16 protein-coding genes are annotated in these 13,757 nt (G+C 72.6%); 11 read left to right on the plus strand and 5 right to left on the minus strand.

All coding sequences use genetic code 11. From position 1 onward, the window contains the following. Position 1 precedes the first annotated feature (1 nt). Positions 2 to 1,006 (minus strand): non-homologous end-joining DNA ligase, encoded by a 1,005-nt coding sequence (gene ligD, locus AB0J42_RS09365; protein WP_364290699.1) that lies wholly within the window; start codon positions 1,004 to 1,006, stop codon positions 2 to 4. A gap of 30 nt (positions 1,007 to 1,036) precedes the next feature. Then, a complete protein-coding gene (locus AB0J42_RS09370; RefSeq protein WP_364290701.1) occupies positions 1,037 to 1,228 on the minus strand; it encodes a hypothetical protein in 192 nt (63 codons plus the stop codon). A 325-nt stretch (positions 1,229 to 1,553) separates the two neighbouring features. Here AB0J42_RS09370 and hisD point away from each other — a divergent pair, with 325 nt between their 5' ends. From hisD to hisF, 9 genes are read left to right on the plus strand one after another with little or no spacing between them, the layout of a single operon-like run. Further along, positions 1,554 to 2,861, plus strand: coding sequence for a histidinol dehydrogenase (hisD, locus tag AB0J42_RS09375; RefSeq protein ID WP_364290703.1), 1,308 nt, complete (start codon positions 1,554 to 1,556; stop codon positions 2,859 to 2,861). Further along, a complete protein-coding gene (locus AB0J42_RS09380) occupies positions 2,858 to 3,928 on the plus strand; it encodes a histidinol-phosphate transaminase (RefSeq protein ID WP_364290705.1) in 1,071 nt (356 codons plus the stop codon). The genes hisD and AB0J42_RS09380 overlap by 4 nt, the downstream gene beginning before the upstream one ends. After that, positions 3,925 to 4,518, plus strand: a complete 594-nt coding sequence (hisB, locus tag AB0J42_RS09385) for an imidazoleglycerol-phosphate dehydratase HisB (RefSeq protein WP_364290707.1) — start codon at positions 3,925 to 3,927, stop codon at positions 4,516 to 4,518. The genes AB0J42_RS09380 and hisB overlap by 4 nt, the downstream gene beginning before the upstream one ends. Next, on the plus strand, positions 4,515 to 4,670 hold the full coding sequence (locus AB0J42_RS09390; protein ID WP_364290709.1) for a hypothetical protein: 156 nt from the start codon (positions 4,515 to 4,517) through the stop codon (positions 4,668 to 4,670). The genes hisB and AB0J42_RS09390 overlap by 4 nt, the downstream gene beginning before the upstream one ends. Then, positions 4,667 to 5,302 (plus strand): imidazole glycerol phosphate synthase subunit HisH, encoded by a 636-nt coding sequence (gene hisH / locus AB0J42_RS09395; RefSeq protein ID WP_364290711.1) that lies wholly within the window; start codon positions 4,667 to 4,669, stop codon positions 5,300 to 5,302. The genes AB0J42_RS09390 and hisH overlap by 4 nt, the downstream gene beginning before the upstream one ends. Beyond that, positions 5,295 to 5,624, plus strand: coding sequence for a hypothetical protein (locus AB0J42_RS09400; protein WP_364290713.1), 330 nt, complete (start codon positions 5,295 to 5,297; stop codon positions 5,622 to 5,624). Before hisH ends, AB0J42_RS09400 begins: the two co-directional genes overlap by 8 nt. Next, positions 5,624 to 6,346, plus strand: a complete 723-nt coding sequence (gene priA, locus AB0J42_RS09405) for a bifunctional 1-(5-phosphoribosyl)-5-((5-phosphoribosylamino)methylideneamino)imidazole-4-carboxamide isomerase/phosphoribosylanthranilate isomerase PriA (protein ID WP_364290715.1) — start codon at positions 5,624 to 5,626, stop codon at positions 6,344 to 6,346. Before AB0J42_RS09400 ends, priA begins: the two co-directional genes overlap by 1 nt. Positions 6,347 to 6,377: 31 nt before the next feature. Continuing rightward, complete coding sequence (locus AB0J42_RS09410) at positions 6,378 to 6,773, plus strand: Rid family hydrolase (RefSeq protein ID WP_364290717.1); 396 nt, start codon at positions 6,378 to 6,380, stop codon at positions 6,771 to 6,773. Further along, a complete protein-coding gene (hisF, locus tag AB0J42_RS09415) occupies positions 6,770 to 7,531 on the plus strand; it encodes an imidazole glycerol phosphate synthase subunit HisF (RefSeq protein ID WP_364290720.1) in 762 nt (253 codons plus the stop codon). The genes AB0J42_RS09410 and hisF overlap by 4 nt, the downstream gene beginning before the upstream one ends. A gap of 3 nt (positions 7,532 to 7,534) precedes the next feature. Here the strand turns inward: hisF and AB0J42_RS09420 are convergent, their stop codons facing one another. From AB0J42_RS09420 to AB0J42_RS09430, 3 genes are all read right to left on the minus strand, one after another. Continuing rightward, positions 7,535 to 8,899, minus strand: a complete 1,365-nt coding sequence (locus tag AB0J42_RS09420) for a glutamine synthetase family protein (RefSeq protein WP_364290722.1) — start codon at positions 8,897 to 8,899, stop codon at positions 7,535 to 7,537. 61 nt (positions 8,900 to 8,960) lie between these two features. Next, positions 8,961 to 9,122 (minus strand): hypothetical protein, encoded by a 162-nt coding sequence (locus tag AB0J42_RS09425; RefSeq protein ID WP_364290724.1) that lies wholly within the window; start codon positions 9,120 to 9,122, stop codon positions 8,961 to 8,963. Between the two features lie 206 nt (positions 9,123 to 9,328). Further along, positions 9,329 to 9,970 (minus strand): TIGR03085 family metal-binding protein, encoded by a 642-nt coding sequence (locus AB0J42_RS09430; protein WP_364290726.1) that lies wholly within the window; start codon positions 9,968 to 9,970, stop codon positions 9,329 to 9,331. A gap of 114 nt (positions 9,971 to 10,084) precedes the next feature. Here AB0J42_RS09430 and AB0J42_RS09435 point away from each other — a divergent pair, with 114 nt between their 5' ends. Both AB0J42_RS09435 and AB0J42_RS09440 read left to right on the plus strand, forming a co-directional pair. Beyond that, positions 10,085 to 11,917, plus strand: coding sequence for an ABC transporter ATP-binding protein (locus tag AB0J42_RS09435; RefSeq protein ID WP_364291114.1), 1,833 nt, complete (start codon positions 10,085 to 10,087; stop codon positions 11,915 to 11,917). Continuing rightward, complete coding sequence (locus tag AB0J42_RS09440; protein ID WP_364290728.1) at positions 11,914 to 13,701, plus strand: ABC transporter ATP-binding protein; 1,788 nt, start codon at positions 11,914 to 11,916, stop codon at positions 13,699 to 13,701. Before AB0J42_RS09435 ends, AB0J42_RS09440 begins: the two co-directional genes overlap by 4 nt. Positions 13,702 to 13,757 lie beyond the last annotated feature (56 nt).

The following is a 13,757-nucleotide window of genomic DNA, read 5'->3' on the forward strand; positions in this document are numbered from 1 at the left end:
CTCAGCCGGCCGCGGAGGCGCCGCCGGGGGAGCCGGGGCCGCTGTGACGGACCTCGCCGGGATGCCGGTCGGGGCGCAGGCCCCGCCAGGACGGGTGGCGCAGCCGGTGGTCGCCGGTGATCTCGGCGTACTGGACCTCGCCGACCACGACGGGCTCCACCCAGTGGGCGCCGCGGGCGTGCTCGCGCGGCACCGGCTCGTCGAAGGGCGGGTCGGGCCGCTCCAGCGGGGCCAGGCGCCGGTGCAGGTCGCGGAGCATGGCCTCGGTGAAGCCGGTGCCGACGTGCCCGATGAACAGCAGGCGGCCGGCGTCGTCGTACGAGCCGAGCAGCAGCGAGCCGATGGTGCCGGAGCGGCGCCCGGCGCCGGGCTTCCACCCGCCGATGACGACCTCGGCGGCGCTGACGTTCTTGACCTTGGTCCACTCGGCGGTGCGCCGGCCGGGGCGGTAGGGGGAGGTGAGCCGCTTGCAGACGACGCCTTCGAGGCCGAGGCGGCGGGAGGAGGCGAACGCCTCCTCGGCGTGGTCGTGGAAGCGGACGGGCACCTGCCAGCGGTAGCCGGGGGTGAAGACGTCCTCCAGCAGGTCGCGCCGCTCGGTGTAGGGGAGCTTGATGAGCGGGTCGTCGCCGAGGTGGAGCAGGTCGAAGGCCATGAACGTGACCGGGACGGCGCGGGCGAGCTCGGCGACGCCGATCGGGTCGCGCTGGTGCATGCGCGGCTGGAGCGCCCCGAAGCTGGGGCGGCCGGCCTCGTCGAAGGCGACGATCTCGCCGTCGACGACGGCCTGGCGGCGCCCGGTGGCGTCGGCCATGAGCTGGAGCTCGGGATAGGCGGCGGTGATGTCCTTGGCGTTGCGCGACATCAGCCGCACGGTGCCGTCGGCGAGGTAGGCGAGGGCGCGGACGCCGTCCCATTTCATCTCGACGGCCCATTCGTCCTGGTCGGCGGAGGGCAGCGAGCCGGGCTGGGCCAGCATCGGCGCGTAGGTGGGCAGCGGCGCCATGATCTGTGGCATACCCCTGCGGCGGTCCGGTCAAGCGGGTGCGCGGCCGTCCTCGACGAGCTGGGCGAGGTCGATGCCGTGCTGGGCCAGCTCGGTGACGCTGGCGCAGTATCCCTGGAGGTAGAGTCGGCCGCCGACGTCCTGGGAGATGCGCAGGACAGGCTGGTCGTCGAGCACGATGACCTCGACGACGATGCCTTCGGGGCCCCGCCAGATCGCCATGCCGGAATCGTACAAAGAAACGCGTAAAGTACAAGTAATAACAAAGTACGCATAAAGCCCATCGGGCCGGTGAAAAGCCTCGTCAAAGGACAGGTGTGTTAGTTCCCCGCGGACGGGGGAAGCATCGCCGCCGAGCTCTCCTGAGCCGTGGTCCCACCGCCACGGCACCATCGCCCTGGCACCCGGCCCGGGCCAGGGCGAGCGGCCGTGAGGCTGTGCTCCCCGCCTCAGCCTCACGGCCCCCGGCTCACACCCGCGGCTCGCCCGGGATGTCCGCATGGTGGACAGAAGCGGATCCAGGGGTGGGACTCCGTAGACTGGAAGCGTGATTTCCCGGATCGACATGCGCGGGTCCCTGCCGCCCGACCTGCGCGACGTGCTGCCCCGCGCCGAGCTCGACGTCGAGGCCGCCCTGGAGAAGGTGCGGCCCATCTGTGAGGACGTGCGCCATCGCGGGGCGGCGGCCGTACGGGAGCTGACCGCGAAGTTCGACGGTGTCGAGATCTCCTCCGCGCGGGTGCCCGCCGAGGCGATCGCCACGGCCCTCGCCGAGCTGGACCCGAAGGTACGGGCCGCGCTGGAGGAGTCCATCCGCCGCGCCCGGCTGGTCCACCGCGACCAGCGCCGCGCCGACGTCACCACCCAGGTGGTGCCCGGCGGCACCGTCACCGAGCGGTGGGTGCCCGTCGACCGCGTGGGCCTCTACGTGCCCGGCGGCCGCGCCGTCTACCCGTCGTCGGTGGTGATGAACGTCGTCCCGGCCCAGGAGGCCGGGGTGCCCTCGCTGGCCGTTACCAGCCCCGCCCAGCGGGAGTTCGGCGGCCTGCCGCACCCCTCGATCCTGGCCGCGTGCGCGCTGCTCGGCGTCGACGAGGTCTACGCCGTCGGCGGCGCCCAGGCCGTGGCCATGTTCGCCTACGGCACCGAGGAGTGCCCGCCCGCCACCATGGTCACCGGCCCCGGCAACATCTGGGTGGCCGCGGCCAAGCGGCTGCTCAAGGGCCGCATCGGCATCGACAGCGAGGCCGGCCCGACCGAGATCGCGATCCTGGCCGACGCCACCGCCGACCCGGTCCACGTCGCCGCCGACCTGATCAGCCAGGCCGAGCACGACGTCATCGCCGCCGCCGTCCTGGTCACCGACAGCGAGGAGCTGGCCGAGGGCGTGGAGAAGGAGCTGCCCGCCCAGGTGGCCGCGACCAAGCACAGCGAGCGCATCACCGAGGCGCTCGGCGGCCGCCAGTCCGCGATCGTGCTGGTCGACGACCTGGAGGCCGGGCTGAAGGTGGTCGACGCCTACGCCGCCGAGCACCTGGAGATCCAGACCGCCGACGCCGCCGCGGTCGCCGCCCGGGTGCGGAACGCCGGGGCGATCTTCATCGGCCCGTACGCTCCGGTCTCACTGGGCGACTACCTCGCCGGCTCCAACCACGTGCTGCCGACCGGGGGCTGCGCCTGCCACTCCGGCGGCCTGTCGGTGCAGACCTTCCTGCGCGGCATCCACGTCGTCGACTACACCCGCGAGGCGCTGGCCGAGGCCGCCGCGCACGTGTCGGTGCTGGCCGACGCCGAAGACCTGCCCGCCCACGGCGCGGCGATCCGCGCCCGATTCGACTGGCAGGTGCCGTCATGAACCTCGCCGACCTGCCCATCCGCGACGACCTGCGCGGCAAGAGCCCCTACGGCGCGCCGCAGATCGACGTCCCGGTCCGGCTCAACACCAACGAGAACCCGCACCCGCCGTCCCCCGCCCTGGTCGCCGACCTGGCGAAGGCTGTCGGCGGGGTCGCCGGCGAGCTCAACCGCTACCCCGACAGGGACGCCGTCGAGCTCCGCACCGAGCTGGCCGCCTACCTGGGCCACGGCCTGACCACCGAGCAGGTGTGGGCGGCCAACGGCTCCAACGAGGTCATCCAGCAGATCCTCCAGGCCTTCGGCGGCCCCGGCCGCAGCGCGCTCGGCTTCGAGCCGTCGTACTCGATGCACCCGATCATCACGACCGGCACCGGCACCGAGTGGATCCACGCCTCCCGCGAGGACGACTTCTCGCTCGACCCGGGCAAGGTCACGGCGGCCATCGGCGAGCACCGGCCCGACGTGGTGTTCGTGACCTCGCCCAACAACCCGACCGGCACGGCCCTGCCGCTGGAGACGATCGAGGCGATCCTGGACGCGGCGCCCGGCATGGTCGTCGTCGACGAGGCCTACTTCGAGTTCGCCCGCGAGGGCACGCCGTCGGCGCTCACGCTGCTGCCCCGCTACCCGCGGCTGATCGTCAGCCGCACGATGTCCAAGGCGTTCGCGATGGCCGGCACCCGCCTGGGCTACCTGGCCGCCCACCCGGCCGTGGTCGAGGCGCTGCTGCTGGTGCGGTTGCCGTACCATTTGTCGACGCTCACCCAGACGGCGGCGCTGGTGGCGCTGCGGCACCGCGAGGAGCTGCTGGGCACCGTCGACGCGCTCCGGCGCGAGCGCGACGCCACGGTCGAGTGGCTGCGGTCCAAGGGGCTGCGGGTCGCCGACTCCGACGCCAACTTCGTGCTGTTCGGGCGGTTCCCCGACCGGCGCGCGGTGTGGGAGGGGCTGCTGGCGAGGGGCGTGCTCATCCGCGAGGTGGGCCCGCCGGAATGGTTGCGGGTGTCGATCGGCACCAGCGAGGAGATGGCGGCGTTCCGCGCCGCTTTGGAGGGGGTTCTGTGAGCCGCGTAGGCCGCGTCGAGCGTTCGACGAAGGAGACGTCCGTCCTGGTCGAGATCAACCTCGACGGCACGGGCGCCGTGGACGTGTCCACCGGGGTCGGCTTCTTCGACCACATGCTGGCGCAGATCGGCAAGCACGGGCTGATCGACCTGACCGTCAAGACCGAGGGCGACCTGCACATCGACTCCCACCACACGATCGAGGACACCTCGCTCGCGCTGGGCGCCGCGCTCCGCGAGGCGCTGGGCGACAAGGCGGGCATCCGGCGGTTCGGCAGCGCGTCATGCCCGCTGGACGAGGCGCTCGCCGAGGTCACCGTCGACCTGTCCGGCCGCCCCTACCTGGTCCACTCGGAGCCGGAGGGCATGGCCCCGATGATCGGCCCCGATTACGACACGACGATGACGCGCCACATCCTGGAGTCGCTCGTCGCCCAGGCGGCCATCTGCCTGCACGTGCGCGTCCCGTACGGCCGCAACGCCCACCACATCGTGGAGGCGCAGTTCAAGGCCCTGGCCCGGGCGCTGCGCGCGGCGGCCGAGCCCGACCCGCGGACGACAGGGGTGCCCAGCACCAAGGGCGTGCTATGACCGATAACGTGATCGCCGTCGTCATGGTCTTCCTCTCCCTGTTCCTGGCCGGGGGCGTGATCTCGCTGATCAGGCAGGGGATGAAGACCGGGGCCGCGGTGTGCGGCCTGGGCGCGGCGATGGCGCTGTTCGCCGGGGTGATGTGGTGGTGAGCAAGAACGTCGTCGTGCTCGACTACGGCTCCGGCAACTTGCGCTCGGCGGAGCGGGCGCTCGCCAGGGCGGGCGCCCGCGTGACCGTCACGTCCGACTTCGAGACCGCGGCCGAGTGCGACGGCCTGGTGGTGCCGGGCGTCGGCGCGTTCGCCGCGTGCATGGCCGGTCTCAAGAGCGTGCGCGGCGACCAGATCATCGGCAGGCGGTTGTCCGGCGGCCGGCCGGTGCTGGGCATCTGCGTCGGCATGCAGATCCTGTTCGCCCGCGGCGTCGAGCACGGCACCGAGACCGGCGGCTGCGCCGAGTGGCCCGGCACCGTCGAGCGGCTCGACGCGCCGGTGCTGCCCCACATGGGCTGGAACACCGTCAAGGCCCCGGCGGGCAGCGTGCTCTTCGCCGGCCTCGCCCCCGACACCCGCTTCTACTTCGTCCACTCCTACGGGGTGCGCGAGTGGGAGCTGCGCCCCGGCGAGGGCTTCGCCGAACCGGTGGTCACCTGGGCCGAGCACGGCGTGCCGTTCGTGGCCGCGGTCGAGAACGGCCCGCTCATGGCCACCCAGTTCCACCCGGAGAAGTCCGGCGACGCCGGCGCCGCGCTGCTGAGCAACTGGCTCGGCACCCTTGAGTAAGGAGCGGGCGCGCCGCCGCGCCGAGCGCGAGGCCGCGCGGGCCCGGGCCGCCCGCCGCAACGAGGAACGGCAGGCCCGCGCCGCCCGCCGCCGGGCGGCGCTGACCGCCCTGGCGCCGCGCCCGGTCCGGGTGGCGCGGCAGGGCGGGCTGCTGGCCCGCCGCCGCCGCACCCGCAACGCCCTGGCCGCGCTCGGCTTCGTCCTCACGCAGGCGGCGGCCTGGCTGCTGTGGGCGTCGCCGGTGGTGAGCGCCGGCGTGCTCGTCTTCTCGATTCTTCTGATGCCCGTACTGATGACTCTCGCATTCGACCGGAGGACCTGATGTCGCTCGTTTTGCTCCCCGCCGTGGACGTCGCGTACGGCCAGGCCGTACGGCTCGTCCAGGGTGAGGCCGGGACCGAGACCGGCTACGGCGAGCCGCTGGCCGCCGCGCTGGCCTGGCAGGAGGCGGGCGCGGAGTGGATCCACCTGGTCGACCTGGACGCGGCCTTCGGCCGCGGCTCCAACCGCGAGCTGATCACCGAGATGATCGGCCGCCTGGACGTGAACGTCGAGTTGTCGGGCGGCATCCGCGACGACGAGTCGCTTGCCGCCGCGCTGGCCACCGGCTGCCGCCGGGTCAACATCGGCACCGCCGCGCTGGAGAACCCCGAGTGGTGCCGCAAGATCATCGCCGAGCACGGCGACAAGATCGCCGTGGGCCTGGACGTCCGCGGCACCACCCTCGCCTCCCGCGGCTGGACCCAGGACGCCGGCGACCTGTGGGAGGTCCTCGACCGGCTGGAGGCCGACGGCTGCCCCCGCTACGTGGTCACCGACGTCACCAAGGACGGCACCCTCAAGGGCCCCAACCTGGAGCTGCTCAAGCAGGTCTGCGCCCGTACCGACCGGCCGGTCGTGGCCAGCGGCGGCATCTCCTCCCTCGACGACCTGGCCGCACTCGCTTCTCTCGTGCCCGACGGCGTGGAAGGGGCGATCGTGGGAAGAGCCCTGTACGCACAGGCGTTCACGCTGGAGAGCGCACTGGCCACGGTCCGGAGTTAGATCCCCGTCGGGAGGGGGCGTGATGAGCGCCATGAGCATGGAAAACGCCGGCATGCGGGTGTTCTCGGGCGGCATCTGGGAGGAGAAGTACGGATACGCACGAGCAGTCGTCGCCGGCAACCGGGTCATCGTCTCGGGCTGCACCTCCACCCTCGACGGCGAGGTGCGCCACGTGGGCGACCCCTACCGTCAGGCGCTCACCGCGATGGAGATCGCGCTGGAGGCCGTGGCCAAGGGCGGGCTGTCCCGGGACGACGTGGTCATGGTGCGTTACTACGTGGTGGAGCAGCGCCACTTCGACCTGGTCGGCAAGGCGATCGCGGAGGTGTTCGGCACCGTCCGCCCGGCCTGCACGGGAGTGCGGGTGGCCGGCCTGGTCGACCCCAGGATGCTGGTAGAGATCGAGATAGAGGCACAGAGAGCATGACCGTAGCCGTCAGGGTGATCCCCTGCCTGGACGTCGACGCCGGCCGGGTGGTCAAGGGCGTCAACTTCGAGAACCTGCGCGACGCCGGCGACCCGGTCGAACTGGCCAGGCGCTACAACGAGGAAGGCGCCGACGAGCTCACCTTCCTCGACATCACCGCCTCCTCCGGGGAGCGCGAGACCATGCTGGACGTGGTGCGCAGGACGGCCGAGCAGGTGTTCATCCCGCTCACCGTGGGCGGCGGCGTCCGGTCCGTCGACGACGTCGACCGGCTGCTGCGCGCGGGCGCCGACAAGGTCTCGCTCAACACCGCCGCGATCGCCCGGCCGGAGCTGCTGACCGAGGCGTCGCGCCGGTTCGGCGCCCAGTGCGTGGTGCTGTCGGTGGACGCCCGCCGGGCCCCGGGCACGCCGAGCGGCTTCGAGGTCACCACCCACGGCGGCCGGCGCGGCACCGGCATCGACGCGGTGGAGTGGGCGGCCCGGGGCGAGGAGCTGGGCGTGGGTGAGATCCTGCTCAACTCGATGGACGGCGACGGCACCCTCGACGGCTACGACCTGGAGATGCTCCGGGCGGTCCGGGCCGCGGTGCGGGTGCCGGTGATCGCCAGCGGCGGCGCCGGACGGCTGGAGCACTTCCCGCCCGCCGTGGCGGCCGGCGCGGACGCGGTGCTGGCCGCCAGCGTGTTCCACTTCGGCACGCTGAAGATCGCCGACGTGAAGGAGACCCTGCGCCAGGCGGGCCACCCCGTCCGGTAACGGCTAAAACGCGCGGACGTGCTGGAAGCACTCGTAGGCGGCGTCCCGCCCGGCGAACGCGGCCGCCTCCGAGCGCTTGACCGCCAGGTAGGCGTCGCGCCGCAGCGGGCCCAGCGCCTCCATCAGCACCTCGTCCGCCTCCAGCGCGTCCAGCGCCTCCTCCAGCGACGCGGGCAGGCGCGGGTAGCGGCCGGGCCGGGTGTCGGGGTCGACGTCCACCGGCTCGCCCGGGTCGAGCCTGCGGCGGATGCCGTCGAGCCCGGCGTGGATGACCGCGCCGAGCGACAGGTAGGGGTTGGCGGAGGAGTCGGACGGCTTCAGCTCCAGGTTGGGCTCGCCCAGCTCGCCCAGCGGGGAGCAGACCCGGACCGCCGCCTCCCTGTTGTCGGGCCCGTACACCGCGTACGCGCTCGCCCACATGCGGGGCGCCAGGCGGCGGAAGCTGTTGACGCTGCCGCAGGTGAGCGCGGTCAGCGCGGGCAGGTGGGCGAGCAGGCCGCCGATGAACCAGGCGCGCACGTCGCCGCCTTCCTCGGCGAACACGTTCGCGCCGTCGCGCCAGAGCGACAGGTGCAGGTGGGCGCCGTTGCCCGCCTGGTCGGCCAGCGGCTTGGGAGCGAGCGAGGCCCACATCGCCATGCGCATCGCCACCCCGCGCACGGTCTCGCGGTAGAGCACGTGGTTGTCGGCGGCGCGCAGCGCGGGCGCGTGCCGCACCGACATCTCCTGCTGGCCGGGGCCGAGCTCGGGATGGCAGTGCTCCACCCGCAGCCCCTGCGTCTCCAGGGCGCGGATCAGCTTGATCGTGAAGTCGTGGGCGGTGTCGAAGCCGGTGCCCGCGTAGCAGAGCGAGTCGTCCAGCGGGACCAGCCGGTCGGGACCGCCGGACGGGTCGGGAACCCGGCGGCCGAGCGTGAACTCCGGCTCGAACGCCGCCAGCAGCAGGTAGCCCTCCGCCGCGAGCGCGGCCACCGCGTCCTTGAGGAAGGAGCGCGGGCAGGCCTCCCAGGCCGAGCCGTCCTGCCGGCGCAGATCGGAGAGCATCGCGGCGGCGCCGGGCGCGTAGGGGAGAGTGACATAGGTGGAGGGGTCGGGGACGATGCGCACCTCGCCGACCGGACCCAGCTGCTCGACCTCCTGCAACTGGTCGAGCATGTTCATCGCCATCATGGCCACCGTGTGCCCGATGCCCGAGGTGAGCCGCTCCGCCAGCCGGGACCGCGAAGCGGCCTTCCCGCGGGTGACGCCGCCGTGGTCGGCGTAGAGAAAGCGGATCAGCTCCACGCCCTCGAGCTCCGCTCGCTCAAGGATGCGCCTGACCGCGGGGTCGGGCTGATGAAGCGTGGTGGCGCCTGGACGATCTGTCATCCTGCCTGCGTAACATGTCTCGGCGGCGCGGGGAAGCGTCAACCGCAGACAGGATCGACTATCAGGTCAAGACGTTGGTAAAGAAGACAGCGAGCTGATTGGCTCCGTTGATGATTCCGTCGAATACACCGTTGACCGCGGCGGCGGCGTCGGCCGGCCGGGTGAACAGGTAGAAGACCACGAACGCGACCAGTGCGTACGTGAGCACCTTCTTGACCTGCATGGGGGGCCTCCTGCAGTCCGTTCCCAGCCGTATATACCCGGATCTGGGCGATCACCTAGCATCTTCTGTGAAGATGTTCATGATCCTAACCGGGGGCTTCTTCCAAGCCCATGGTACGGCGTGCCGGCGTCGCGGGAGCGCCTTCGCAGCAAGGGTTTTCGCTCTTCGCAGGTGAGGGCCATCGTGACCCTGGTCACCCCCCCGGCTCAGACGCCCAGGCGGGCGCTCCTCAGCCGCTCGGCCGCCTCCGCGTCGCCGGACAGCTCCACCCGGGCATGCGCCTGGCGGCCGAAGCAGAACAGCAGCAGCTCGCTCGCCCGGCCGCTCACCTCGACCCGGGGACCCTGCCGGGCGCCGCCCAGCACGGCGGGCCTGCCCGCGCCGCCGCCCCGGCGGTGGAGCACCACGCCGACGGGGGAGCGGCGCAGCATCAGCTTGGCCATGGCCGACAGCCGCTTCCAGATCAGGTCCTCGAAATCGGGAGGCAGCTCACGCGGCTCCCACTCCGGCTGCGCGCGCCGCACGTCCTCGTGGTGGACGAAGAACTCCAGCGTGTTGACGGCCGAGTCCAGGAACGGCAGCAGCCCGTACACCCCGCCGGGCTTGCGCACCAGGGCGACCAGCTCGGGGAAGGGGTGCTTGGCCTTCAGCCGGCGCTGCACCGAGGCGGTGTAACCGGCCAGCGCGGACAGCCCGATGCCCGGCATGGCGTCGAGCCGGCGCTCGCGCAGCACCAGGTGGGCGGCGAGATCGTAGGTGTCCCAGCCCGCGCAGAGCGTCGGCGCGCCGGGGCCGAGGCGGTCCAGCAGGTCGCAGAGTGCGGAGCGTTCGCTACGGGCGTGAGTCACAGGTCAACCCTACCGGTGGGAATAACGGGGCGATCAGAAGTGATAGTGACATAGGTAGTGACATCGGGGCTGGAAGGACTTCACTGAGTGGCGAACAAGGTCACCTCGGCCGTCATGCGTCAAGGACTGCGCGTCCTTGGGGTGGCCATTCGCACCGAGAAACTGGTGTTCACCTTCGCCGTGCTGGCGAGTGCCGTCTACGGCGGGATGACCGTCGCCTCGGCGTGGGCGCTCGGCTGGGCGACCCAGCACGTCGTGCTCGACTCCTTCGAGCGGGGTGAGACCGCGGCGGGCGCGCTCTGGACGGGCGCGCTGCTCATCCTGGGCACCGCCCTGCTGAAGGCGCTGGGGGTGGCGGGGCGGCGCATCCTGGCCGGGCTGATGCAGTACCGCATGCAGGCCCGCTCCCGCCGCGACGTCACCAAGCAGTACCTGCGCCTGCCGCTCTCCTGGCACCACCGCCACCCCACCGGCCAGCTGCTGTCGAACGCCAGCTCCGACGCCGAGGCCGCCTGGGCGCCGCTCGCGCCGCTGCCGATGGCCGTCGGCGTGGTCGTCATGCTGTTCACCGCGGCGGTCGGCATCCTGCTCACCGACATCGTGCTCGCCCTGGTCGGCTTCCTGATCTTCCCGGCCATCGCGCTGCTGAACTTCGTCTACCAGCGCCGGCTCAGCCCGCTGGTGACCCGCGCCCAGCAGCTCCGCGCCGAGGTGAGCGAGATCGCCCACGAGAGCTTCGACGGCGCGCTCGTCATCAAGACGCTCGGCCGGGAGGAGCTGGAGACCGACCGGTTCCGCCGGCGCGCCCACGAGCTGCGCGACGCCAACATCGCGGTCGGCAAGGTGCGCGGCCTGTTCGACCCGCTGCTGGAGGCGCTGCCGACGCTCGGCGTGCTCGCCGTCCTGGCCGTCGGCGCGCTGCGCCTGTCCGGCGGCTCGATCGACTCCGGGCAGCTCGTCCAGGTCGCCTACCTGTTCACGCTGCTGTCGTTCCCGATCAGGGCGCTCGGCTGGGTGCTCGCCGAACTGCCGCGCAGCGTCGTCGGCTGGACCCGGGTGCAGGCGGTGCTCGACGCCGAGGGCTCGATGACGTACGGCGAGACCGAGTCCCGCGCGGACGGCCCCGCCTCGCTGGAGGTCAAGGGCGTCTCCTACGCCTACGGCGACGCCGAGGTGCTGCACGACGTCACCTTCGACGTGCCCGCCGGGCGCACCGTCGCCCTGGTCGGGCCCACCGGCGCCGGCAAGTCCACGCTGGTGCAGCTCCTGGCCCGCCTGGTCGACCCCGGCTCCGGCCAGGTCCGGCTCGACGGGGTCGACCTGCGTGAGCTGCCCTACGGCGCGATCGCCGAGTCGGTGGCGCTGGTCCCGCAGCAGACGTTCCTGTTCGACGACACCGTACGCGGCAACGTCGCGCTCGACCTGCCCGTGCCGGACGAGCAGGTGTGGCAGGCGCTGCGCGTGGCGCAGGCCGACGGCTTCGTCGCCAGCCTTGGCGACGGCCTCGACACCCGCGTCGGCGAGCGCGGCACCACCCTGTCCGGCGGCCAGCGCCAGCGCCTCGCGCTGGCCCGCGCCGTCGTGCGCGAACCCCGCCTGCTCATCCTCGACGACGCCACCTCCAGCGTCGACCCGCAGGTGGAGGCCAGGATCCTGTACGGGCTGCGCGACCGGGCACAGGCCTCGACCGTCGTGGTCGTCGCCTACCGGATGGCCACGATCGCCCTCGCCGACGAGGTGGTCTTCCTGGACCGGGGCCGGGTCGCCGACCGCGGCACCCACGAGGAGCTGCTGGCCCGCTGCCCCGGCTACCGCGACCTGGTGACCGCCTACGAGCGCGAGGAACTGGAGCGCTCCGCGCGCGGGCTCAGCGAGGAGCTGGAAACCGTCACGGGCACGGACGAGGACAGGCCGGGCGGCCTCGAAGAGGAAGAGGTCAGCGCATGACCGTCGAGACCGGGCGCATCGGCGCCGGCGCCGGGAGGTCGGCCTGGGGCGTGGTCCGGCACGGCCTGTCGCTCACCCCCGAGTTCCGCCAGGGCCTGGCCGTCACGCTGCTGCTGGCCGTGATCGCCACCAGCGGCAAGATCATCGTGCCGCTGGCGGTACAGCAGACCATCGACACCGGCATCGCCACCGGCAACCCCGATCTGCCGTACATCACCCGTATGATCGCGGTCTGCGCCGTCGCGGTGGTGCTGACCGCGCTGGCCGGATACCTGATGAACGTCCGGCTCTACAAGGCCACCGAGTCGTCGCTGGCGACGCTGCGGGTGCGCGGCTTCCGGCACGTGCACGACCTGTCCGTGCTCACCCAGAACACCGAGCGGCGCGGCGCCCTTGTCTCCCGCGTCACCAACGACATCGACCAGATCAGCACGTTCATGCAGTGGGGCGGGCTGATGGTCATCATGGCGTTCGGGCAGCTGCTCATCGCCACGGCGCTCATGATCGTCTACTCCTGGCAGCTCACGCTGCTGGTGTGGCTCTGCTTCGTGCCGCTGATGATCGCGCTGCCGCGTTTCCAGCGCTGGCTGTCGGCGGCCTACACCCGGGTACGGGAACGTACCGGCGACATGCTGGCCGCGGTCAGCGAGTCGGTCGTCGGCGCCGCCGTCATCCGCGCCTACGCCACCGAGCGGCGCACCGCCGAGCGCATCGACCGGGCCGTGGACGCCAACAAGGCCGCCCAGGTCCGGGCGCAGACCATCGTCGGGTTCGTGTTCCCGCTGACCGAGATCGTGGCGGCCGTGGCCATCACCGGGATCGTGCTGCTGGGCGTGCGGCTCGGGCTGTCGGGCGACATCACGGCCGGGGAGCTGGTCGCGTTCCTCTTCCTCGTCACGCTGTTCATCGCCCCGATGCAGACGGCGACCGAGGTGCTGAACGAGGCGCAGAACGCCATCGCGGGCTGGCGGCGGGTGCTCGGCGTCCTCGACACCCCCGCCGACGTGGCCGACCCCGGCGAGGAGGGGGCGGCGCCGCCGCGCGGGCCCATCTCCGTCGCCTTCGAGGACGTCGCCTTCGCCTACCCGGGCGGCCCGCCCGTGCTGCGCGAGGTCACCGTGGACATCCCGCCGCGCTCCCGCGTCGCCGTCGTCGGCGAGACCGGGTCCGGCAAGACCACCTTCGCCAAGCTGCTCACCCGGCTCATGGACCCGGTGTCGGGGCGGGTCCTCGTCGACGGTCACGACCTGCGCGACATCCGCTTCTCCTCGCTGCGCGAGCGGATCGTCATGGTGCCGCAGGACGGGTTCCTGTTCGACGGCACGCTCCAGGAGAACATCCGGTACGGCAAGCCGTCGGCCACCGCCGAGGAGATCACGCAGGCTCTCACCGAGCTGGGCCTGGCCGACTGGCTCGAAGGCCTGCCCGCCGGGCTCGACACGCCGGTGGGCCAGCGCGGCGAGTCGCTGTCGGCGGGGGAGCGCCAGCTCGTCGCGCTGGCCCGCGCCTACCTGGCGGACCCCGACCTGCTCCTGCTCGACGAGGCCACCTCGGCCGTCGACCCGGCCACCGAGGTCCGGCTGGCCCGCGCCCTGGAGGGCGTCACCCGGGGCCGCACCGCCGTCTCCATCGCGCACCGCCTGTCGACAGCGGAGAACGCCGACGAGGTCCTGGTGTTCGACGGCGGCCGGCTCGTCCAGCGCGGCCCGCACGCCGAGCTGGTGCGCGAGCCGGGCGTCTACGCCGACCTGCACGCCTCCTGGATCTCCGCGGCCCGTTCCTGACCCCCGGGCGGCCCCTCCGGCTCTCTCCAGCCGGGCCGATCTCGCAGAGGGGCCGC

It is taken from the genome of Nonomuraea sp. NPDC049649 (assembly GCF_040675175.1).
In the GTDB taxonomy this organism is placed as follows: domain Bacteria; phylum Actinomycetota; class Actinomycetes; order Streptosporangiales; family Streptosporangiaceae; genus Nonomuraea.

Excerpts from the sequence above, each read along its gene's own strand:
- AB0J42_RS09380 (WP_364290705.1), top strand. The coding sequence starts at position 2,858 with ATGAACCTCGCCGACCTGCCCATCCGCGACGACCTGCGCGGCAAGAGC.
- AB0J42_RS09390 (WP_364290709.1), top strand. The coding sequence starts at position 4,515 with ATGACCGATAACGTGATCGCCGTCGTCATGGTCTTCCTCTCCCTGTTC.
- hisF (WP_364290720.1), top strand. The coding sequence starts at position 6,770 with ATGACCGTAGCCGTCAGGGTGATCCCCTGCCTGGACGTCGACGCCGGC.
- priA (WP_364290715.1), top strand. The coding sequence starts at position 5,624 with ATGTCGCTCGTTTTGCTCCCCGCCGTGGACGTCGCGTACGGCCAGGCC.
- AB0J42_RS09420 (WP_364290722.1), bottom strand. The coding sequence starts at position 8,899 with ATGACAGATCGTCCAGGCGCCACCACGCTTCATCAGCCCGACCCCGCG.
- AB0J42_RS09410 (WP_364290717.1), top strand. The coding sequence starts at position 6,378 with ATGAGCATGGAAAACGCCGGCATGCGGGTGTTCTCGGGCGGCATCTGG.
- AB0J42_RS09425 (WP_364290724.1), bottom strand. The coding sequence starts at position 9,122 with ATGCAGGTCAAGAAGGTGCTCACGTACGCACTGGTCGCGTTCGTGGTC.
- ligD (WP_364290699.1), bottom strand. The coding sequence starts at position 1,006 with ATGGCGCCGCTGCCCACCTACGCGCCGATGCTGGCCCAGCCCGGCTCG.
- AB0J42_RS09435 (WP_364291114.1), top strand. The coding sequence starts at position 10,085 with ATGCGTCAAGGACTGCGCGTCCTTGGGGTGGCCATTCGCACCGAGAAA.
- AB0J42_RS09370 (WP_364290701.1), bottom strand. The coding sequence starts at position 1,228 with ATGGCGATCTGGCGGGGCCCCGAAGGCATCGTCGTCGAGGTCATCGTG.
- AB0J42_RS09440 (WP_364290728.1), top strand. The coding sequence starts at position 11,914 with ATGACCGTCGAGACCGGGCGCATCGGCGCCGGCGCCGGGAGGTCGGCC.